Consider the following 20358-nt stretch of genomic DNA (forward strand, 5'->3'; position numbering starts at 1 on the left):
CAAGTTGCGGGAAACAAACTGCAAAGTATATTTGTCTGAAGCAGATTGTTTGGAGAAAACGCAAATTGTGTTTTAGTTTAAACAAGTTGTTTTGAAGAAATATAAAGTGTGTTTTAGTCTAAACAGTTCGTTTAGAAAGAATACAAGTTGTATTTTAGTTTAAATGAGTTGTTTTTTAAGAAAAGCTTTAAACAAAAAATCCGACCCAATTTAGCTTGAGACGGATTTTACTTAATATCAGATTTAAAATTATTTATAAAGCCATTTCCTAATCAGCTTCGTATAATTCGGCATTACAACGAAAATTACTAAAAACACCAAACATCCGGTACTAATGAACGTGTCAAAATACCGATTGGCAGGAATATTCATTAATCGTAAAGAAGGCAATAACAGCAATTGCATCAACAACGATAAAGGATAAATTGCTGACCAAGTTGCCAAATATTGTTTCCAGCGAACCGGAACTTTAACATCCGATTTTTCACCATAAAATAGAAAATCAAGACCCGATTTGATTTCGTAATTATCTTCTTTTGTGAATAATGGATGGGCTTTGTCAATCAATTTTCTTCTGGTATCAGATTCCATCCAGTTTCTGAGATTTTCAATCGTATCAAAACGGATAATCACTGTGTAAACAAAAGTCAGATTCGGAATAGGGCGGACGATTTGCCAGTCGATAAAACCTTTGGCGCCTTTGGAAACGGGCAGAATTTCATCCAGCCATTTTTCATATTCAGCCTGTTTTCCGTCGAGAACGTGATGGGTAATCACCACAGATGCGCCTTGGGTTTCCATAATTTAATTTAATTGATTCAAAAATTGTTTCGCTTCTTCAAGTGCAGATTTGATGATACTTTTTACTTCATCCAAATCCTCTTTCAATATTGAATTCTGTTCTGTTGTCATTTCCAACACATTCAGTTTTTCTTCCAAAGAGGGTAGAAGTCCCATTATCGCAACACTCGATTTCAAATCGTGCGCTCTCAGTTTTACCGTTGTAAAGTCCTGATTTTGATAAGCTGCGGAAAGTTGCTCCAGATGTTGAGGAATATTATCAATGAATTGTTGAGTTACTGTTTTTTCGAAAGAAGTATCTCCACCGCTTATTGATTGCATATAAGTCAAATCAATGTATTGAAATTTGAGCTGAGTTTTTTCGATTTTTATTTCTTGTTGATGACTTTCCTGCAATCCAAAATTGGAGATTAATTTGAATAATTCTTCTTCCTTAATGGGTTTAGAAATGTATTCGTTCATTCCACGGCTCATACATCTTTCGCGTTCGCCCGCCAAAGCGTGCGCTGTCATTGCGATGATGGGTGTGTTCAATTTCAGTTCTTCACGGATTGTTTGTGTGGCAACATAACCGTCCATTTGTGGCATTTGGATGTCCATTAGAACCAAATCACAGTCGTTGTTTCTGAGAAATTCCACTGCTTCCAAGCCGTTATTTGCGGTGTCAAAATCGATGTTCCACTGTGATAGAAGATGTTTCATCAGACTTTGATTGATTGCATTATCATCCACGATTAACACTTTCAAAGGCGAATTTGTTATATCTTTAAAATAATCTGTATCAATTTTAGGAACCAGATTAAGTTGTTCTTTCGCAATTGTGTAAGGAATGTAAAAATGAAAAGTCGTTCCTTTTCCCTGTTCGCTTGTCACTTCAATGTCACCGTTTTGCAGTAATATCAGGCTTTTCACGATGGATAAACCTAATCCTGTTCCACCGTAATTTCTGGTTGTAGAATCTTCGCCTTGGTTAAATCTTTCAAAAACTTCGTTCAGTTTTTCTTTATCAATTCCAATTCCGGTATCCGAAATTTTGAAGGCGATGATGACTTCGTTTTCAGATTGTTGTTTATTGTAAATTTCAATAATAATGCTTCCATGATGCGTAAATTTGATGGCGTTTCCGATGAGGTTGACCAAGATTTGCGTCAGTCTCGTAGCATCACCGATTAAAGTATCCGGAATGGAAGTGTCTATTTTGCTCGAAATTTTTAATCCTTTTTCTTTGGCGCGTTCAACAAAAAATGTTTCGACAGAATTTACCAATCCATTGATACTGAATATTCCGGGTGTGATGCGCATCATTCCGGCTTCAATTTTTGATAAATCTAAAATATCATTAATTATGGCCATTAGATTTTCTCCCGACCGTTGAATTGACGAGACAAATTCCTTTGAAGTCTCATCCAAAGGTCTTTTCTGTAAAAGGTTGGTAAAGCCCAAAATTCCGCTCAAAGGTGTTCGGATTTCATGGCTCATATTGGCAAGGAAGTTTTCTTTGGTTTGTGCGGCGACTGAAGCTTTTCTCTCTGCAACGTCTAATTCTTTGATTAATAAATGTTGTCTTTTGAACTGTCGGATGATGTGGTAACCAATGATAGAACCACTTAAAACCAATAAGGCGAGTAGAGAAATGTCGTAAAGTTTGGCCTTACTTCCCATTTCTGCATTTTTTTTGCTGAGGTCTGCCATTTGAAGTCGGCGACTTTTATAAATCTTGGCGGTAATGTCTGTGATTTCGTTCGATATTTTTCTTGCTCTTGGATTGGCGATGGAAGTTTGGTCATCCATATCTCCGATTGAATGGTAGCGATGCAAAAGTTTTTCTTTGACGATTTTTTTGTCCATTGCCAGAACGCCCAATCTTTTTATCAGCTTGTTCTGTTCAGCATCTGCATTGTCTTTTGAAAGAGAATCTAGGAAGTTTTCTACCTCATCGATTTTTTGATCCACCCCATTTAAGTGTGTTGTGTCGTTCGTTGCAATTGAAGCTCTTATTCTACTTTCTACGCCTAAAATATCACGGTCGATTTCTCGTAAGTGGTTGCTGGAACTCAGTTCGTGCAGAAGGATATTGTTGTTTTTGATGAGCTCTTTCGTATTTCTTGCTGAATTGATTTGAACGGCAATCAACAATATAGAACCTGCAATGAATGTCAAAACAATCAAGTATGCAAAGCGTTTATTGCCCATTACTGAAGATGTATTTTTCATAAGTGTTTGTACTTATTTTAAAATTGTGATTAATCACCCCGTCAAAAATTCTTTGAATTTTCGCCACCCCTCCAAGGGAGGGGAATTTTTACAGTCGAATTGGAACGTTGAATTGTCGCAGCCCGACTTGAGCGGAAATCCTTTTTTGCTTGTTCTCAAGTTCTATTTAGACTGAAATCGTGTGCAAAAAAGATTGGGAGCGGAAGGCGGATTAAGCTGCCCAAATAATAGATAAAACCTAATCAGGTCTAAAAAACATTCATCCTAGTGTTGAGTGCCTTTCGGTAAGCATCTGCAACGGATATGAATTTTCCGTTGATCATAATTCCGCCGTCCTGAAGGGTATCTATCTTGCCGATAGAAACGATGTAAGAGCGATGAACCCTTATGAAATGGTCTTTGGGTAAGCGCTCTTCGGCAGTTTTCATTTTACCGTGGATGGCGAACATTTTTTCTCTTGTGTAAAACTTCACGTAATCGCCCATTGCCTCCGCATAAAAAATATCGTCTAGCTTCAAACGCCTTGTGATATTGGAATCTCTGACGAATAGGAACTCGTCTTTGGTGACTTCTACATCTTCTTTTCTGCTGTCCAAAATCGACTGCGCTTTGCTAACTGCCTGTAAAAATCTCGCAGGCATCACTGGTTTCAGGATGTAATCTGCGATATTGAGTTCAAAAGCTTCGAGTGCATAATCTTTGTTGGATGACGTGAAAATGATGATGATATCTTTCCCGGAAAGGTTTTTTGTGAGTTCGATTCCGGTCATTTCCGGCATTTCGATGTCCAAAAATATCAAGTCAATCTGATTGGTCTGCAAATGATTATAAGCTTCTATCGCATTAGAATATTCGCTGACAATTGTAAGATTCGGAATCTGCTTTGCCAAATGCGCCAACGTTGTTCTTGCAATGTCATTATCATCGACAATTAAAGCTTTCATAGGAATAGTTTATTATGGTTGACACAAATATAATTATTCCTTTTTTTATTTTCTCAATTATCTAAAGTAAGAACGAATCATCCAGGCCATTTCTTCATGCGTTTCTATCAGGCTTGTGATGAAGTCGCTGGAACCGTAATCTTTGTATTTTTCTGCAAAAGGCGTCACATTTCCTCTTAGAAAATCGATGATGCTTTCGTGGTCTTTTAAAAGGTCTTTCATGAAGCCCAATCCGTCATTGGTTCTCTCGCTGTATTCTGTAAGATGCGTCAGCTCAAGATACATTTTCATTGTTGCGGGTGCGTAATGTCCGATTTTTCTTAGACGTTCTGCAACGCTGTCGATCAATTCATCCAATTGTTTGTATTGTTCTTCGAAGAAAATGTGGTTGGCGTGGAAATTGTCGCCAGTCACGTTCCAGTGGGCGTTTCTGGTTTTGATGTAAAGTACAGTTTCGTCAGCTAATAATTTTGCCAATTGTTCTGCAACAGCTTCTGTGTTTTTTTCTGTAATTCCGATGTGAGTTTTCATAAGATAAGATTTTAAGTTTAAAGCTTTATTGCTCTAATTCTTGTGTAAAGGTCTGCAGGAATCTTATGAAAGTGATGGATTTTTCGGTGAACGGGCAAAAAGGGTCGGTGGAATTGCTGAAAAATGATTTCTATGTATTGGTAAACATTTACAAAAACAAATCCCAACTCTCGTCAGGATTTTCTTCATTCTTCAGTTTTGTAATTTATCCACCACAAGCAAAAGTCTTGTTATGCCTTAGTTTTTAAATATAGCTGATTTTAAAATCGATAGCCAATACTCAATCCAAACTTTGCAACCACAGTATGATCAGTTTTGTCTGCATTGAACAAAAGTTTTCCGTAAGCTGCGTTGGCTTCAAAAACCAATCCTTTTTTTGTGACTATTTTATAGCCAAGACCAGCACCCAGCACAACATCATAAACATCTTTATTTTCAGTGAATGTTATTTGGTCTGCTGCATATATTTTTTTTCCGTCAATGGAAGTGAATGCTCCAAATCCTTCGACAAAAAATCCAGAAGCATATTTTTTTCCAAAATAATATCTGTAATAGGGGGAAACGTAGTAATTCGTATCCTCATCTTTTGTATCATCGTAAACAAAAAATGCAGAAATCCCCAGTGATGAGTTTTTGTTGAGATGCCGTTCAAAACCTGCTTCCACAGCACCGAATAACGGCGAGATAAGATTCAGTTTAATTTCATTGTTCTTCTGATAAGGATTTGCGTCAGTTTCATTTTGAGCATTGACAGAGCAAAAAACAAACAAAATGATGAGTAGTAAAAAGTTCTTTTTCATAAAAAAGTTAATTTGAATTATTTAAGTGCAAAACTCAAATAATTCAAATTAGAACGGGTTTCAAAAGCTTAAAACTGGAGAAAATGGTACTTATTTGGTGGTGTTTTTATATTCATTGGGTGTTTGACCGGTAACTTTTTTAAAGGCATTGTAAAAAGTCGTTTTTGATGTAAATCCAGATTCTAATCCCATTGTCAACAAAGTATAGTTTTCATATTCTGGATCTGATATCATTTCTTTGACAGCTTCCACGCGATATTGATTGATATAATGGGCAAAATTATCTCCTGTTATCGTGTTTACAATTTGTGAAACATATCCTGCACTTATGCCTAATTTTTCAGCTACTTTTTCTCTGTTTAATGTACTGTCGGTATAAATGTGATCATCTTTGCAGAGCAGCTCAAGTTTTTGAAAATAAAGGTTATCTGCCGTGATAGATTCCTTATATTCTAGTGGTGTACTATTCTGTACAATTTGCAGATTGGGATGCGAAATAGCCGAATCATTATTTAAAAAATTGTAGATAGCCTCTTTATTTTTGGCCAATTTATATTTGTAAATACCAATATAAGCAATCCAATGAATGACGAATGTTGCACATAAAGCCAATACACTCATAGTAGAAGAAATGTCATAGTTTAAAAGTAAACCCGCTAGAGCGGTAATAAGCCAAACAAACAACAATAAAGAAACAAAGGTAAGTAAGGTAATTATCCATTTTTTTTCCTGTGAATCTTTTAAATGTCTTATTATGAAATAAGAGTAAATAGGCAAAAATGGGATAAATGTAACGGCTAAAGAAAGATGAATCAAACCAAGTATGCTGATTACAGCGATGCCTGACTCAGGAATAGTATAAATCCCAGCAACATAATCAAGATCATTTATAATGTTAAGAACAGCGGAATAGGCAAATGGAATAAAATACCAATAGTTTTTTAGTTTGCTTTTTCCAGTGGTATCAGTCCTGTTTTTAATAAATAAGAATAGGAAAGTAGGTATTAGAAATACCCACTCGATGTTGTTTATAAAACGTAGAAGAGGGTAGGAGGTGAATACCTGTTGAATCTCAAAAACATGAGTCAGTAATTTAATTGAAAGTGTAAATAGTAAGTAGGCTAAATATTTATTTGATTGACTATTGAATAGAGAAGACTTTAAAATGACTAAGCCTAAGATGATTCCCTGGAAAATTGCAATATTTAAAAGTGTTGTATAAATCAATTTTTTATGAAAGTTGTTTTGGAATATTATCGTTTAAATATAGCTTTTTCATACGAATTGATAAAAACAAATTTATATTTATACTAATAGTTTTTTTTTGTTTTAAACTTCGCAAAACTAAGCAATTTCTTTTGATTTAGGTTTGATGAGGTTCTTTAAAAATGATACGACTATGTTTATTTTTCTAGTATTATTTTATGTTTTGTCCCTTTTTCCATTTGCGAATTCTTCCTCTTGCATTGGTGTAAGGGGAAGCGGTATTGAATTGTATCATTCTTCCCAAAGTCCATTTTTCGTACCAGCTTACTTCGTAAAGTTCCTTATTCGATTTGTTTTCTATCAATTCTAAAATCTGTTCAACGGTTTTGTTCAATTTTTCAGTTAAAATATTGAAGTCATCATCTTTATAATCTGCATAGAATTTTTGGGCAAGTTTTCCAAGTTTGTTCCATTTGTAACTAGTTTCGGGAAAATCAACAATTTCTTTATTATCTATCTTCTTGTTCCATTTCAAAACCAATTCTCCCCAACCGACAAGATAAGCCACCAAATTATTGATGCTCATTAATGTTCCTTTGGAATGCCCTTCCAATTCTTGAAGGTTGGTCATATGGGAAGGAATTGTAGATAATTCTTTATTTAATTTGGAAAAATTTTCAACAATTGCTTTTTGTAATTCTTCTTTATTGGTTGGAACAGCCATTTTTATACTTCTATTTGATAAATTCGCAATTGCTCTTCCCATGGATGATACCTTGCCCGATGTAGGTAAAACCATATTTTTCATAATAGCCTGTGTGGCCTGTGCATAAGTTCAAATGTTTAAATCCGGCTAATTTTGTGTCTTCTTTTGCTTTTTCTAAAAGTAATGAACCGTAAGCATTGCCTCTGTGGTTTTCATCAATGTAAATCGCACAAACCCAAGGATACAAATTCATTCTACTGATGAAATCGTTTGTAATCAATCCTGCACAGCCAATTATTTCTCCCTCTTTTTCAAGTAGATACCATTGTGGTAAAGACTGTGTTGCGTGAATGCTGTTTGAAATGCAATCTTCATAAATGATGGGAGAAACTTCGGACCAACATCCAAAATTAAACTTTTTAGTGTTGATGACAGTCTTTCCAGCAACTGATGTAGGCAGTTCGTTGTTTATTTCTCGTTTATTAACTTTATCAAAGCACTAATAAATTTGTCTAATTGTAGTTTAGTTTCACTGTCAATTAAATTGCCTTGTTGGTCAAATTTCCCTTTAATACCTTGAATTAGCAAACTTGTTTCATTAGTAAATTTAGCCATAGCAGTTTTCATTATAAGTTGCAGTTCTTCGTGTCCTTTTTGTCCGTTTGCAGAAGCTGTTATCAGTCCAATAGGTTTGTCCGAAAAAATTGTTGTCGAAATGCACCATTCAATTGCATTCTTCAGTCCACTTGGAATACTAAAAACATATTCTGGTGTACAAATAATTATTCCGTCCGCTTGTTCAATCCTTTTTCTGAGTTCAATAATTTGTTCTGGTGGATTGTTTACCGTAAGTTCAGGGTCAAAATGAGGCAATAGTTTTAGGTCGTTATAAGTTGTCAAGTCAAAGTTATCGATTGTCAACACTGCAATTTGTTCAACAAGTTTTAGGTTTGAAGAATTTTCGCTGGCACTTCCAATAATTGCTAAAATGTTTTTCTTTTCTATCATTTTACTTCTGTAGGTTTTTTGTCTTTGGGGGCATAATGACCACTAAGGTTTTAGGGCTTTAAATTAAGTAGGGAAAAGCAAATGTTTAATCTTCAAAAACCTCTCCTGCAAATGGATTATCCACTAACCACAACCAAATTCCTTTGTCGTTTTTCTTCATTATACAACTTGTTGCGCCACTCATTTCGATAGGATTTCCGTCTGGCATTATTGCTTTTAATGAATATTTGTCAATCCAAATAGCAAGGTTTCCTACAATCGTTACTTTATGTTTGCTTCCAATTATTTGCGGTTTCCAAGTGCAAAGATGTACCATTGATTTTTTAATATTTTGTAAGCCGGAAATTTCTTTCCCGTCTCTCTCAATGTAAATTGCATCTTCGTCGAAACAACTCAACACTCCCTGTAAGTCCCCATTTAAAATACAATTACGAAAATATTTTACTGCTTCTGCTGGAACGGTTCTGTCAAATTTCTCTGTCATTATTTTTTTGTTTGTTGAATAATTGTTTGTAGCTATCTGCCAGATTTATCGGTTGGATATTCGGCATTTAAAAGATTTTCACCGAAATTATCAAGTGTTTGATTAATGATTTCATTTTTTTAATTGCCTTAAATCTTTGTTAAACAATATTTTTAAGGTTTCTATTAAAATAGTTATAAAATAAATTGCCCTTCAAGTACGGTTACTGCTTCTCCTAAAATTGAAACGTTGTTCTGTAAAAGTTCAGTACTCATTGTTCCCGTTCTCAACGACGATTGATAAGCATTCAATTTTGTTTTATTCAATTTTGTTGCCCAATATTTTGTCAAAAAAGTTTGAATACTGCCAGTTACTGGGTCTTCATTGGTTCCAGCCCAAGGCCAAAAATATCTGTAATGAAAATCAAAATTTTCATTGTCAGAAACGGCTGTTACTAAAACACCGTTTATTCCTGTATAGGAATTTATCAATGCTGCAAAATCAGGTTTCAAATTTGATAATTTTATTGCATTTTTAATTTCGATTAAAATTATTTTATTATTAGTATTGTATCTTGTATTTACAATTTCAGAGATTCCAAGTGCGTCTAGCATCTTTTGAGGTACTTCTATTTCTTCAGTTTCATAAACAGGAAATTGCATTTTTATTTTATTCTCCACTTTCTCAATAAACAGTTCAACATTGTTACTGTTGATGAATTTTATTGTATCAAATGAGGTTGTGTCGAAAACAATTTTTGATGATGCTAATGTTGCGTGTCCACATAATGGAATTTCAATCTTTGGTGTAAAAAATCTTATGCTATATGTATTGTCCGTGATTTGTTTTATAAATGCAGTTTCAGAAAAACCTATTTCTGAGGCAATGCTTTGCATAGTTGCATTATTCAAATCGCTTTCGGCAATACATACCGCAGCAGGATTTCCTTTGAATTTTTGATTAGTAAAAGAATCTACAAAATATGTTTTCATTTCTTTATTTTTTTTGTGCATTTTCAATGATGTTCAGGTTGACACACTCGTTTCCCTCTAACGTTTTTTTAGCGGATAGTTGAATGAGGTTTCCAATTTCATCATCTTTTAAAACATTGAAGGTTTTAAGGTCATTTTTTATCATTACTATTTAGCTTTTGACAAAGCCATTTTAATTGCAAGTCCGGTTAAAATACTTGCCATAAACCATTTTTGTACTTTTACCCAAGAAGGTTTTTGGGCAAAAAATAGTGCCACCCTCGAGGCTGTTAGTACAATAATAAAGTTGATTGTAAAACTAATTACAACTTGTACTACCCCAAGTTGTAAACTCTGCGTCATTATAGAACCATATTCTGTCTTGATGAACTGCGGAAAAAAGGATAAATAAAATACTGCAACTTTCGGATTGAGCACATTTGTTAAAAAACCAGTGCTGAATAGTTTGCCAGGCTTATCGTAAGGCAAGTCTTTGTTTGTTTCAAAAATATTTTTGCTGTTTGGTTTTATTGCCTGATAAGCTAAGTACAAAAGATAAATAACGCCTAATGATTTCAATGTTGTATAAGCAAATGGTACCGCAAAAAGTACCGCAGTAAGCCCAAAGGAAACCATAACGATATGAAACATAAAACCAAAAACAACGCCTGCCAACGAAATTAGACCAGCCTTTCTGCCTTGCGTTATAGAACGGGAAATCAAATAAATCATATTCGGGCCCGGACTGATAACAAGTACCAAAGCAGATAGTGCAAAAATCAAAATGTCATTTAATGGAATCATATTTTAGTTTTGTATTTTATAATGATTAGTATGTGTTTTCAGCTTTAAGCAGATGTACAATTAGAATTTTTTACGTCAAATTTAGTACAAAAGCTGAATTTATTCTGTATCAGTTTAAATGGTTTTGTTTTCTTGTAAATATTTCATTGCTTCTGTTACTGCTTGTTTCGAATTCTTGGGACTGAAACCTAATTCTGTTCTCGCCTTTGTGATGTCAAAATCTTGTTGAAGGCCAGAAAACATCGCAATATCTTTTGTACTCAACAAAGGTGCTTTGCCACTTATTTTGCTACCGATTTCCCAATGCGATCTTTTGTCGAATGCTTCTATATAGAAATTGATTTAGCAACAGCCTCCGCCAGGTTTGCACGTATTAGCACTATTAACAGGTAGTTCCGCCAAATTCTTTTTCAATTTTTCCGAAGGAATTCCGCAAGCATCCTGAGCAAGACAAGCAGTGGTCTTACTTTTCAGAACAAAAACTTTCCCATTGAACTCCAGATCATATTTGCCAATGGTATTGCTTTGATATTCCACTTCGATCTCATTATTTTCAATCCCTAATTTTTCTTCAGAAAGTTTGATAATATTAAGCAGTTTTCCGGGTTTTAACCTGTGCTCATAGTCGTCTGCATTCCATAACTGGAAATTGACCACTGATTCTTCACGAATCACTCCGCCACAATCGATGAATTTTTTATTAATCTGTCCGACTTCCGTCACGTGGAAATGCTCAGGCACAAAAGTGCCGTCTTCCAATTGAAACTCTACATTCTCCAATGTTGATAAGATCTCTTTTATTTGTTCTAGTGTCATATTATTTTGTTTTAATTGTTTTTAATTTAATGGAAGCGATTTAAAAGTCTAAAAATATATTGTATTAATGCAATATTGCGATGATTAAGAGTAAAAAAATGCATCAACAACATTTCTGATCAGTAACGGTATTAATGATTTTTGAAAAGTAATCTTTCAGTATCTCGAAAGTATTTTCATCGATACAGTAGCATACTGAATTACCCTCGATGCTACCTTTTATCAAACCGGCATTTTTCAGTTCTTTCAAATGCTGGGATATGGTGGGTTGCGCCAAAGGTAATTCATTAACGATGTCTCCAGTGATACACGTATTTACCTTGAGCAGATATTCTATAATAGCAACTCTGGCAGGGTGCCCCAATGCTTTTGATATCACTGCTATTTTATTTTGTTGATCTGTAAAATGATCGGTCTTTGTAGCTCCCATAATGATTTAATATTGCAATATTACGATATGTTTTATTTGTAAAAAAAATTAAATGATGTAAAATTGAAAATTTATAAATTAATGTAAATTCGTAGTATATTTTCACATAATGAATCCCAATATAATTTCTTCCGAATTCAGTTCTTCTAAGGAATTAACTGATAAACTTTACCAAAACGGTATTCTGAAAACATACCACGAAGGCGATATCATTTTAGATGAAAATGCTTCCATACGCTCGATACCTATTGTAATGAAAGGATTGTTAAAAGTCATCCGGACGGAAGAAGACGGTCGCGAAATCTTACTCTATTATATCAAAACCGGTGAAAGTTGCATTATGTCGTTTCTTGGTGGGATGCACAATGAGAAAAGTATTGTAAAGGCCGAGGTGGAGGAAGATTCTGAGATCTTGTTTTTACCAATGGATAAAGTTACATTATTCATCAAAGAATATCCAGAATGGCTGGATTATATTTTCAGGCTGTATCACAAACGTTTTGAAGAATTGCTCGATATTATCAATGCGATTGCCTTCAAAAAAGTAGATGAAAGATTACTCAATCTGCTCTATAAAAAATCTGAAATCTCCCAATCTAAAACCATCGTAATCACTCACGAACAGCTTGCCAATGAGCTTGGTACGGCTAGAGTAGTGGTGTCAAGACTTCTGAAACAGCTGGAAGATTCCGGTAAATTAAAATTAGGTAGAAACAAAATTATCCTTTCAGATTCTATTTAATTTTCCCTATGTAACAAAAGTAGCGGTATGTCGTTTATTATATTTCCATTTTTGCTTCATAAAAAGTTGTAGAATGGAAATTTTTGGTTATATCGCATCGGTTTTTATAGGTATTTCTTTAGGATTAATAGGCGGTGGCGGAAGTATTCTTACCGTTCCGGTTTTGGTTTATCTCTTCGGAATTGACGCTTTTCTGGCAACAGAATATTCACTTTTCATTGTCGGAATCAGCAGTTTGGCAGGTTCGTTTTCTTACTTTAAAAAAGGATTGGTCGATCTCAAAACGGCATTTATTTTTGGCGTTCCATCAATCATTTCTATTTTTCTTACCCGAAATTTTCTTCTTCCATTAATTCCTGATGAAGTCTTTAGAATAGGGGATTTTATTGTGACCAAAGACATTTTTCTTCTCTTACTATTTGCAGGATTAATGATTACCGCTTCCTACAAAATGATACGGAAAAGTGTAGAATTAAAAATAGAAACAATCCCTTCACAAAATAACAATACACCTTTGGCAGTAGCTGAAGGTTCTGTAGTTGGTATTCTGACAGGTCTGGTAGGAGCAGGAGGCGGATTTATGATTATTCCTGCCTTGGTCAATCTTCTGAAAACGCCAATGAAAACTGCCATCGGAACTTCTCTGGTCATCATTTCTTTAAATTCTCTGATCGGATTTTTTTCATCAATGAATCACGTCAAAATCGAATGGAATTTATTATCAACCATCACCGCAATTGCCATCGTTGGAATTATCATTGGCTCGCAATTATCCAAAAAAATTGATGGTAAAAAACTGAAACCTGCATTCGGCTGGTTTATTCTGGTGATGGGAATTTACATTATCATTAAGGAACTTTTCTTTTAAATATCTAACAATCAATAATTTTTGGGCAGCTTTATCCGCCTTCCACTCCCGCTTTTTTGCTCGTCGTTCCTCCTTACAAAAAGAGCTCCGTTCAAGTCGGGCTGCAATCATTTGGTGTTTCAAAATAGGAGATAATTAATTAAAACTCTTATGTAACAAAAGTAGCTGTACAACAAAATTCAAACCCGGAAATTTGTATCAAATTAAAATTAAATAAAAATATCAAAATGCAAATAGAACAGATTTATACAGGATGTTTGGCTCAGGGAGCTTATTACATTGTTTCAAATGGTGATGCGGCGATCATTGATCCTTTAAGAGAAACCCAGCCTTACATCGAAAGACTGGAAAAAGACAATGCAAAACTCAAATACATTTTTGAAACCCATTTTCACGCAGATTTTGTGAGTGGCCACGTTGATCTAAGTAAAAAAACAAATGCGCCAATCGTTTATGGACCAACGGCAAACCCAGAATTTAATGCGATTATTGCCGAAGATAATCAGATTTTTGAAGTGGGGAAAATCAAAATAAAAGTTCTGCACACGCCGGGACACACAATGGAAAGCTCTTCTTTTTTATTAATTGATGAAAACGGAAAGGAAAAAGCACTTTTCAGTGGAGACACTTTGTTTCTCGGCGATGTTGGTCGCCCGGATCTGGCTCAAAAAGCGGCGAATATGACTCAGGAAGAATTGGCAGGACTTCTTTACGAAAGTTTATACCAAAAAATTCTGCCTTTGAACGATGAAATTATCGTTTATCCTGCGCACGGAGCGGGTTCTGCTTGCGGTAAAAATATGCAGAAAGAAACGGTTGATACGTTTGGTAATCAAAAGAAAACCAATTATGCACTGAACCAAAAGGATAAAGAAAGCTTCATAAAAGCTGTTACAGACGGGCTTCTTCCACCGCCTGCCTATTTCGGGATGAATGTAGGGATGAATAAAAAAGGCTACGACAGTTTTGATGAGGTTTTGTCAAAAGGTCTTCACGCACTTTCTCCTGAAGAATTTGAGGAAATGGCAGAACTTTCCGGAGCTTTGATTCTTGATGTAAGAAATAATAATGAGTTTGCGAAAGGTTTTGTTCCCCAGTCGATTAATATCGGATTAGACGGAGATTTTGCACCTTGGGTCGGAGCTCTGATTGTAGATGTAAAACAACCGATTTTATTAATTACCGATGAAAATAATGAGGAGGAAACGGTCACGAGACTTAGCAGAGTAGGGTTTGATAATGTTTTGGGTTTTCTGAAAGGTGGTTTTGAAGCCTGGAAAAACAGCGGAAAAGAAATTGACAAAGTTCATCGAATTTCTGCTACAGATTTTGAAAAGGAAATTGAAAATAAAGAGGTGAAAATTATTGATGTACGAAAAGAAAGTGAGTATGAAGCGGAACACGTCGATGAAGCCTACAATAAGCCTTTAGCTTACATCAATAAATGGATTAACCATATTGAACCGACCAATCATTTTTATCTTCATTGTGCAGGTGGTTATCGAAGTATGATGGCGGCGAGCATTCTTCTGGCAAGAGGTTACCGAAATTTTACCGAAATTGGAGGTGGATTTAATGCAATCGCACAAACTAATGTTCCCAAAAGTGATTTCGTTTGTCAAAGTAAAGTTTTGAAGTAATTTTGAATTAAATAAGTAAATTAATGTTAGATATCATAAAAGAACCTTGGCCGTGGTATATTGCTGGTCCGTTGATTGGTCTTACCGTTCCGGCTTTGCTGATCTTAGGCAATAAATCTTTCGGAATCAGTTCGTCATTGCGACATATTTGCGCAGCCTGTATTCCGGCAAACGTGAGTTTTTTCAAATACGACTGGAAAAAAGAATCCTGGAATTTATTCTTTGTCCTCGGAATTTTCTTCGGAGGAATGATTGCCGCTCATTTACTGATGATTCCTGGAGAAATTAAAGTCAATCCAAACCTTAAAGCAGAATTGGCAACCTATGGGATTACAGATTACAGCAATCTTGTCCCGACACAACTGATGAATTTTGAAAGTTTATTGACGTTAAAAGGATTCATTCTGATGGTTGTCGGCGGATTTTTGGTTGGCTTCGGAACCCGATACGCAGGAGGCTGCACCAGCGGACACGCCATAATGGGACTTTCCAATCTGCAATGGCCGTCTTTAGTAGCAACGATTTGTTTTATGATCGGCGGTTTTTTAATGGCAAATGTGATTTTGCCCATCATTCTTTCACTTTAAAATTGATTTAAAAATGACAAAAGAAAAAGATATACGTCATCAGGACAGTATTTGCACCAACGAAAGCCATCTTCAGCACAAATGGTATCACAATTTGAAATACCTTTTGGTAGGAATTTTATTCGGAATCGTGTTTGTGAAAGCTGAAATTATCAGCTGGTTCAGAATCCAGGAAATGTTCCGTTTGCAGTCTTTTCATATGTACGGCGTGATTGGAAGCGCAGTTCTAACGGGAATGATTTCCGTTTGGGTCATCAAAAAATTTAAAATAAAAACCATTTACGGAGAAAAAATTTCAATTGCTCCTAAAACTTTTAACAAAGGGCAAATTTACGGAGGTTTGATTTTCGGTCTTGGCTGGGCCATTACAGGAGCTTGTCCGGGACCTTTATTCGCACAGATTGGAACAGGAGCTTTTGCTGTTATTATTACTTTGCTGAGTGCTGTTTTCGGAACTTGGGTCTATGGATATTTCAGAGATAAGTTACCGCATTAATTTTTTAGAATGCCATTTAAAGAATTGTAATATCATTAAGTGGGAAATTTTGCAAATGAAATATTATAAAGTTCATAAATCATTTGCTGTTGCTCCAAAGCAGATTAATAGTGTTGAAGGAAACATTATATTTATTTCGAATTACCAAATTCCAATTGGCAAAATTTATAAGATGAATATTGTGAAATTTTTAAAGTAGTTTATCTGTTACATTCTTGATCTCGCCATTTTAAGTTCAACAAAACCAAGTAAGGCAATAATTATTATTTAAGTCAAAAAATAGGCTGTTCCTAACATTGTGAGGAAAGAATAATATTTAATCAATAATCCTAATGTCACGACGCAATAAAGAAAGTTTGCAACAGCAATAATACTGATAAAAAGTGTTCAACTTTCTTTTGTTATGTGCTGTTTGTTTTTTACTTTACATTGATGTCATTATACAATTTATCAACTACTTTTTCTAAAATTTTTCCTGTTTCGTTAAAGCTGGTGTTTGTCAATATGGATATGCCTATATTTTGTTTAGGATAAATCATAAACCAATTCTGCATTCCGTATATCCCTCCGTGATGTCTATAAATTAATTGATTATCATTTTCTATGATGTACCAATGATAGCCTTCCCAAAAATCTGAACCTTCTTTATGTAATTTTTTATGAGATTCGTTTATAATAGGATTGGAATGGTCTAGTTGCAATTTCATATATTTCACTAAATCCGTAATCGTAGAGTGCAATCCTGAAATTCCGCCCCATAAAGTTCTGTTGAAATTAGGCATTAATTCATTTTTATCGTTATAGCCTTTTACCAATCTTGTTTTGTCATTATCATTGAGTGTAAACTTGGTTTGGTCCATTTTATTTGGTTTCAAAACAAATTCAGTTACCAATTCCTCAAAAGGTTTTTGATACACTTTTTCAAGTATATATGCCGTCAACTCTGGAGCCGTGTTTGAATAGAAATATACTTTTCCTGGTTTCGTTTCAATTTTAATTTCTTTTAATCCTTCAAAAAAAGCCTTTTTATTTTCGCTTTTTATGGGCATGTTAGGGAATCCACTTGTATGGGTGATGAGGTGTTTGATTGTTATGGGTTCACCTTTGAATTCTAAATTGGGATAAGGTTCGTTAAGATAGATTCTAATATCATCATCTAAATTTATTTTTTTATCAAGTACGGCTTTAGCGGCTATATAACCTGTAAAAGTTTTAGTTACAGAAGCTAATTCATAAAGTGTAGAATCGTTGGGTTTGTTTCCTTTTCCAATCGTTAATTCTCCAAAATGTTTTATGGTGGATTTCCCATTTTTAAAAACTGCAACGGAAACAGAATGAAATCTCTTGTCTTCTAATAACTGAAGCGCATTTTTTGTAATCGCATTTTCAACATTTTGTTTATTGATTTGTTGAGCACTTTTACACCCAAGTAAGACAAAAAATAAAATAGGGATTAAATATTTCATAGCTTCTAAATTTTTATTTGATATTCGTAATCTGATGCAAATATGCTGTAGAGAGTCTTGAAAAAAGTCCGTGTAAAAAAAGTCGGACTCATTTTATTCATTAAAATGAGTCCGATTATCTACAAATCAAAGTTCGATTATTTACAATTGGTTAACTATCAGCTGTTTCTAAATGCTACTGGTGTTTGATTCGTGTATTTTTTAAATGAAGTATGAAAAGAAGATTTTGAATTGAAACCTACTTCATATAAGATTTCTAAAACTGTTACCTCTTTTTTTGTGGGATCTTTTAGAATCGTCATTGCTTTTTTAACCCGGTATTCATTCACGAAATCAAAAAAATGCTGATTGATGTGATGGTTAATTAAAACAGACAAATCACGAACGGGAATTTCCACCTGATGTGCCAGTTCCTGAATCGTTAATGAAGGTTCTAAAAAGGGCTCTTTTTCAACCATAAATTTTTTAAGCTGTTCGATCTGCAAACGTTTTGTTTCGTTGGTTGTATTTTCAGTTTCCAGCGTTTCAGCAAAATCTTTTGTCGGTTGTAGGGTAGAATCAATTCTGCGAAAAAGCTCAGGATAATTTAATGCCTTTAATATAAACCAGCAGGCAGCCAATAAAAATACTGTTCCCGCAACAATATTCAGCCAGATAAATAGATCTCTATGCTCTGTATATCTTACTATGTTTTTAAAAATAATACATAAATGGATGACTAAGAAAATCACTGTAAGCTGTGACAGCCATTTATATAACATGGTGTTGGGATTCGTGTAGTTTTCAAGATAAATTTTCTTGTATTTTTTAAGGATAAAAAATACGCCAACGATATAAAAAAAATACTGCAGCTCTCCGATTATTTGATAAAAAAACATTTCAGGGGAGTGCCACATCGTTGTAAAGAAATCTTGTTTAGCAGCTCCTTCTGCCAGATAAAGTCTTGGAACTAAAATCAAATTGGCAACAATGAAAGGAATAAGATGGAGTAAATGCTTTCTTTTTAAGGTGAAATCAGAATAACAAACGGCATTAACGTACACATAGAAAAGAGGCATTACCAATAAGTAAGCAGATATTTTGAAAGCTTTCAGATTGTAGCTATCAACAAAAAGATGCATAAAAATTCCGCTGATATCAATGGCATTAATGATAAGGAACGCTGCAAATAATCTGTTTTCTAGTTTTCTTTCTGTCTTTACCGTTAATAAAAAAACAGAAAGCAGCAGCGATACAAAAACGGCAATCGCTGCAATAACTTCCAGAAAACTTAGTTTGTCCATTTGATCTTTTTGTAAAAATAGGATTTAAGTAACAAAAAAAAATGATTGTTAATAATCATTTTTCAAATATTGTATTTTGATTATGTTTTCATCACCTAAAAACAATTATTCTCATTAAATAAAAATGGCGCCAACTGTCTTTAGTTGGCGCCATTTGGCTGTTTGTGAACACGACAGGACTATACTCAAACCAATTAATAAAAGATATTGACAATATTTTAAATGTTCTATATGATATTTAATAATTATACTATATCAGCCGTATTTTTATTTAAAATCTTTAATGTTCTGAAATCAGTTGAATCCAATGGTGTTTTTTGTATTAGAATTACTTTCCAATCTTATCAAAAATAAGAGGCATTGTGTTTGGGTCTAAAGCGGTCATATCTACCAATTTTAAGGATTTAACCATTTTGAGGGTTGTGGTTTTATAATGTTGAAAATGGGGTGTCTGCAAATGAGATTTATAGGCTTTTTGATTGGCGTATATTTCTATTATTCTTATCTGTAAAGGATTTTCCTTTTGAAACATAGGATAGATTGCAATGACTCCCGATTCCAATTTTACCGATTCCGAAGATTCTTTTTCAAGGATGGTTTTGTATTCTTCCAAGTATTCCGGAACAATTTCGATTTCAGAAATTCTCACCAGCATGTCAGGTTCAATAATTGGCACAGAAGGTTGACCAATGGTATTTCTTAAAACATTGGCTTGTGTCTTTCCTGCTACTTTTTCGATAATAGCTGTAAGTTCCAAAAGCTGGGCATCTGTAATTCCTGTATTTTTGCCCATCAAGAGATGCGCTTTCAGCTGTGGTTGAACTCCGGGCATTGCGGCAAGTGCTGAGATGGTTACAAATTCTCGCTGGCGGAAATTCAACACATCACGATTGAAAATGTCGGCAAACAAATGTTCTTTCAAAAAAGTATCGACTGCAGGAGCAAAAGCGGCAGCGCCTGTTTCGGGATCCGTTTCTTTTTTACCTGTTAATTTTTGAAGATTATCTTTGCCTGATTTGTATTTATCCGTTACAGATACGGCTGAAGCATCTTTACCTTCAATATCTTTTTTTCCTTGAGATTTTCTTTCTTCGACAACTGCCATTAAAGTGTTGATCGCATTTAAACTTCGTGGAAATCCGCAATAGGCATACAATTGTACCAAGGCTTCTTTTATTTCATTGATGGTCAATCCGGCATCGAGTCCGGTATTTAAGGCAGGTTTTAATTGTTCCAAATTTCCTGTTGCAGTCAGTGCGGCAATGGAAGCCATACTTTGCTGATGTGAATTTAAAACCTGATTGTCTTGATTGTTATCCTGTGCAGTCATCGAATTAAAAATTAATAAGAAAATGAAAAAATAGATGAGCTGATGAAATTTCTTGTTCTTCATAATCTTGTGGGTTTAAAAATTAGTATTTTGATATTTTTTTGGAAATTTAATTGAATTATGAGAGATGAAATCTTTCATAAATATTTTAACTGATACAAAGTTAGACACTTAAGCTGAAGTAGATTTATACAGAACACGGATGTTTTTACCATTTTTACTGATTTTGAAAACATATCGTCAATTCCATAA

The 20358-nt window shown here is 34.4% G+C and carries 24 protein-coding genes; 5 read left to right on the forward strand and 19 right to left on the reverse strand.

All coding sequences use genetic code 11. The annotated features are described in order from the left end of the window. Positions 1-249: 249 nt before the first annotated feature. The 16 genes from MQX03_RS08055 to MQX03_RS08130 all read right to left on the reverse strand — a co-directional run bounded on the left by MQX03_RS08055 (position 250) and on the right by MQX03_RS08130 (position 11694). Positions 250-801, reverse strand: a complete 552-nt coding sequence (locus MQX03_RS08055) for an antibiotic biosynthesis monooxygenase (protein WP_242802459.1) — start codon at positions 799-801, stop codon at positions 250-252. 3 nt (positions 802-804) lie between these two features. Continuing rightward, on the reverse strand, positions 805-3015 hold the full coding sequence (locus tag MQX03_RS08060; RefSeq protein WP_242802460.1) for a hybrid sensor histidine kinase/response regulator: 2211 nt from the start codon (positions 3013-3015) through the stop codon (positions 805-807). A 248-nt stretch (positions 3016-3263) separates the two neighbouring features. After that, entirely contained in the window at positions 3264-3959 is a 696-nt protein-coding gene (locus tag MQX03_RS08065; protein ID WP_242802461.1) for a LytR/AlgR family response regulator transcription factor, read from the reverse strand. A 57-nt stretch (positions 3960-4016) separates the two neighbouring features. Next, positions 4017-4490 (reverse strand): Dps family protein, encoded by a 474-nt coding sequence (locus MQX03_RS08070; RefSeq protein ID WP_242802462.1) that lies wholly within the window; start codon positions 4488-4490, stop codon positions 4017-4019. A 260-nt stretch (positions 4491-4750) separates the two neighbouring features. Further along, positions 4751-5290 (reverse strand): DUF3575 domain-containing protein, encoded by a 540-nt coding sequence (locus MQX03_RS08075; RefSeq protein ID WP_242802463.1) that lies wholly within the window; start codon positions 5288-5290, stop codon positions 4751-4753. A gap of 90 nt (positions 5291-5380) precedes the next feature. After that, complete coding sequence (locus MQX03_RS08080) at positions 5381-6517, reverse strand: helix-turn-helix domain-containing protein (RefSeq protein ID WP_242802464.1); 1137 nt, start codon at positions 6515-6517, stop codon at positions 5381-5383. A 190-nt stretch (positions 6518-6707) separates the two neighbouring features. Further along, entirely contained in the window at positions 6708-7220 is a 513-nt protein-coding gene (locus MQX03_RS08085) for a ClbS/DfsB family four-helix bundle protein (RefSeq protein ID WP_242802465.1), read from the reverse strand. A gap of 10 nt (positions 7221-7230) precedes the next feature. After that, a complete protein-coding gene (locus tag MQX03_RS08090; protein ID WP_317224565.1) occupies positions 7231-7674 on the reverse strand; it encodes a GNAT family N-acetyltransferase in 444 nt (147 codons plus the stop codon). Beyond that, positions 7671-8210 carry an NADPH-dependent FMN reductase gene (locus MQX03_RS08095; protein ID WP_242802466.1) on the reverse strand — a complete coding sequence of 180 codons (540 nt, stop codon included), beginning with the start codon at positions 8208-8210 and terminating at the stop codon, positions 7671-7673. Before MQX03_RS08095 ends, MQX03_RS08090 begins: the two co-directional genes overlap by 4 nt. 85 nt (positions 8211-8295) lie before the next feature. Next, positions 8296-8694 carry a YybH family protein gene (locus MQX03_RS08100; protein ID WP_242802467.1) on the reverse strand — a complete coding sequence of 133 codons (399 nt, stop codon included), beginning with the start codon at positions 8692-8694 and terminating at the stop codon, positions 8296-8298. Positions 8695-8867: 173 nt separating this feature from the next. Continuing rightward, complete coding sequence (locus tag MQX03_RS08105; RefSeq protein WP_242802468.1) at positions 8868-9665, reverse strand: PhzF family phenazine biosynthesis protein; 798 nt, start codon at positions 9663-9665, stop codon at positions 8868-8870. Positions 9666-9669: 4 nt separating this feature from the next. Beyond that, entirely contained in the window at positions 9670-9810 is a 141-nt protein-coding gene (locus MQX03_RS08110; RefSeq protein ID WP_242802469.1) for a hypothetical protein, read from the reverse strand. A 2-nt stretch (positions 9811-9812) separates the two neighbouring features. Beyond that, a complete protein-coding gene (locus MQX03_RS08115) occupies positions 9813-10448 on the reverse strand; it encodes a LysE family translocator (RefSeq protein ID WP_242802470.1) in 636 nt (211 codons plus the stop codon). 114 nt (positions 10449-10562) lie between these two features. Beyond that, positions 10563-10712 (reverse strand): hypothetical protein, encoded by a 150-nt coding sequence (locus MQX03_RS08120; RefSeq protein WP_242802471.1) that lies wholly within the window; start codon positions 10710-10712, stop codon positions 10563-10565. Positions 10713-10790: 78 nt separating this feature from the next. Continuing rightward, positions 10791-11264: a DUF6428 family protein gene (locus MQX03_RS08125; protein WP_242802472.1), complete on the reverse strand. Its 474-nt coding sequence runs from the start codon at positions 11262-11264 to the stop codon at positions 10791-10793. A gap of 103 nt (positions 11265-11367) precedes the next feature. After that, entirely contained in the window at positions 11368-11694 is a 327-nt protein-coding gene (locus tag MQX03_RS08130; RefSeq protein WP_242802473.1) for an ArsR/SmtB family transcription factor, read from the reverse strand. 109 nt (positions 11695-11803) lie between these two features. Between MQX03_RS08130 and MQX03_RS08135 the strand changes: the two genes are divergently transcribed. The 5 genes from MQX03_RS08135 (at position 11804) to MQX03_RS08155 (ending at position 16027) form a co-directional block, all read left to right on the forward strand. Further along, positions 11804-12436, forward strand: a complete 633-nt coding sequence (locus MQX03_RS08135; protein ID WP_242802474.1) for a Crp/Fnr family transcriptional regulator — start codon at positions 11804-11806, stop codon at positions 12434-12436. A 73-nt stretch (positions 12437-12509) separates the two neighbouring features. Then, positions 12510-13304, forward strand: coding sequence for a sulfite exporter TauE/SafE family protein (locus MQX03_RS08140; RefSeq protein ID WP_242802475.1), 795 nt, complete (start codon positions 12510-12512; stop codon positions 13302-13304). 227 nt (positions 13305-13531) lie between these two features. After that, on the forward strand, positions 13532-14944 hold the full coding sequence (locus MQX03_RS08145) for an MBL fold metallo-hydrolase (protein ID WP_242802476.1): 1413 nt from the start codon (positions 13532-13534) through the stop codon (positions 14942-14944). A gap of 23 nt (positions 14945-14967) precedes the next feature. Next, positions 14968-15531, forward strand: coding sequence for a YeeE/YedE family protein (locus tag MQX03_RS08150; RefSeq protein WP_242802477.1), 564 nt, complete (start codon positions 14968-14970; stop codon positions 15529-15531). Positions 15532-15544: 13 nt separating this feature from the next. After that, positions 15545-16027 carry a DUF6691 family protein gene (locus MQX03_RS08155; RefSeq protein ID WP_242802478.1) on the forward strand — a complete coding sequence of 161 codons (483 nt, stop codon included), beginning with the start codon at positions 15545-15547 and terminating at the stop codon, positions 16025-16027. Between the two features lie 419 nt (positions 16028-16446). On the opposite strand, the gene MQX03_RS08160 is transcribed toward MQX03_RS08155, so the two are convergent. The 3 genes from MQX03_RS08160 to MQX03_RS08170 form a co-directional block, all read right to left on the reverse strand. After that, a complete protein-coding gene (locus MQX03_RS08160; RefSeq protein ID WP_242802479.1) occupies positions 16447-17493 on the reverse strand; it encodes a serine hydrolase domain-containing protein in 1047 nt (348 codons plus the stop codon). Positions 17494-17651: 158 nt separating this feature from the next. Then, positions 17652-18776 carry a helix-turn-helix domain-containing protein gene (locus MQX03_RS08165; protein WP_242802480.1) on the reverse strand — a complete coding sequence of 375 codons (1125 nt, stop codon included), beginning with the start codon at positions 18774-18776 and terminating at the stop codon, positions 17652-17654. Between the two features lie 328 nt (positions 18777-19104). After that, positions 19105-20169 carry a carboxymuconolactone decarboxylase family protein gene (locus MQX03_RS08170; RefSeq protein ID WP_242802481.1) on the reverse strand — a complete coding sequence of 355 codons (1065 nt, stop codon included), beginning with the start codon at positions 20167-20169 and terminating at the stop codon, positions 19105-19107. Positions 20170-20358: the final 189 nt, after the last annotated feature.

The organism is Chryseobacterium aahli, from assembly GCF_022699665.1.
In the GTDB taxonomy this organism is placed as follows: domain Bacteria; phylum Bacteroidota; class Bacteroidia; order Flavobacteriales; family Weeksellaceae; genus Chryseobacterium; species Chryseobacterium aahli.

Coding starts and splice junctions, on each gene's coding strand:
- MQX03_RS08055 (WP_242802459.1), bottom strand. CDS start 801: ATGGAAACCCAAGGCGCATCTGTGGTGATTACCCATCACGTTCTCGAC.
- MQX03_RS08165 (WP_242802480.1), bottom strand. CDS start 18,776: ATGGACAAACTAAGTTTTCTGGAAGTTATTGCAGCGATTGCCGTTTTT.
- MQX03_RS08135 (WP_242802474.1), top strand. CDS start 11,804: ATGAATCCCAATATAATTTCTTCCGAATTCAGTTCTTCTAAGGAATTA.
- MQX03_RS08145 (WP_242802476.1), top strand. CDS start 13,532: ATGCAAATAGAACAGATTTATACAGGATGTTTGGCTCAGGGAGCTTAT.
- MQX03_RS08075 (WP_242802463.1), bottom strand. CDS start 5,290: ATGAAAAAGAACTTTTTACTACTCATCATTTTGTTTGTTTTTTGCTCT.
- MQX03_RS08155 (WP_242802478.1), top strand. CDS start 15,545: ATGACAAAAGAAAAAGATATACGTCATCAGGACAGTATTTGCACCAAC.
- MQX03_RS08115 (WP_242802470.1), bottom strand. CDS start 10,448: ATGATTCCATTAAATGACATTTTGATTTTTGCACTATCTGCTTTGGTA.
- MQX03_RS08085 (WP_242802465.1), bottom strand. CDS start 7,220: ATGGCTGTTCCAACCAATAAAGAAGAATTACAAAAAGCAATTGTTGAA.
- MQX03_RS08105 (WP_242802468.1), bottom strand. CDS start 9,665: ATGAAAACATATTTTGTAGATTCTTTTACTAATCAAAAATTCAAAGGA.
- MQX03_RS08140 (WP_242802475.1), top strand. CDS start 12,510: ATGGAAATTTTTGGTTATATCGCATCGGTTTTTATAGGTATTTCTTTA.
- MQX03_RS08160 (WP_242802479.1), bottom strand. CDS start 17,493: ATGAAATATTTAATCCCTATTTTATTTTTTGTCTTACTTGGGTGTAAA.
- MQX03_RS08100 (WP_242802467.1), bottom strand. CDS start 8,694: ATGACAGAGAAATTTGACAGAACCGTTCCAGCAGAAGCAGTAAAATAT.
- MQX03_RS08070 (WP_242802462.1), bottom strand. CDS start 4,490: ATGAAAACTCACATCGGAATTACAGAAAAAAACACAGAAGCTGTTGCA.
- MQX03_RS08060 (WP_242802460.1), bottom strand. CDS start 3,015: ATGAAAAATACATCTTCAGTAATGGGCAATAAACGCTTTGCATACTTG.
- MQX03_RS08065 (WP_242802461.1), bottom strand. CDS start 3,959: ATGAAAGCTTTAATTGTCGATGATAATGACATTGCAAGAACAACGTTG.
- MQX03_RS08095 (WP_242802466.1), bottom strand. CDS start 8,210: ATGATAGAAAAGAAAAACATTTTAGCAATTATTGGAAGTGCCAGCGAA.
- MQX03_RS08130 (WP_242802473.1), bottom strand. CDS start 11,694: ATGGGAGCTACAAAGACCGATCATTTTACAGATCAACAAAATAAAATA.
- MQX03_RS08150 (WP_242802477.1), top strand. CDS start 14,968: ATGTTAGATATCATAAAAGAACCTTGGCCGTGGTATATTGCTGGTCCG.
- MQX03_RS08170 (WP_242802481.1), bottom strand. CDS start 20,169: ATGAAGAACAAGAAATTTCATCAGCTCATCTATTTTTTCATTTTCTTA.
- MQX03_RS08110 (WP_242802469.1), bottom strand. CDS start 9,810: ATGATAAAAAATGACCTTAAAACCTTCAATGTTTTAAAAGATGATGAA.
- MQX03_RS08125 (WP_242802472.1), bottom strand. CDS start 11,264: ATGACACTAGAACAAATAAAAGAGATCTTATCAACATTGGAGAATGTA.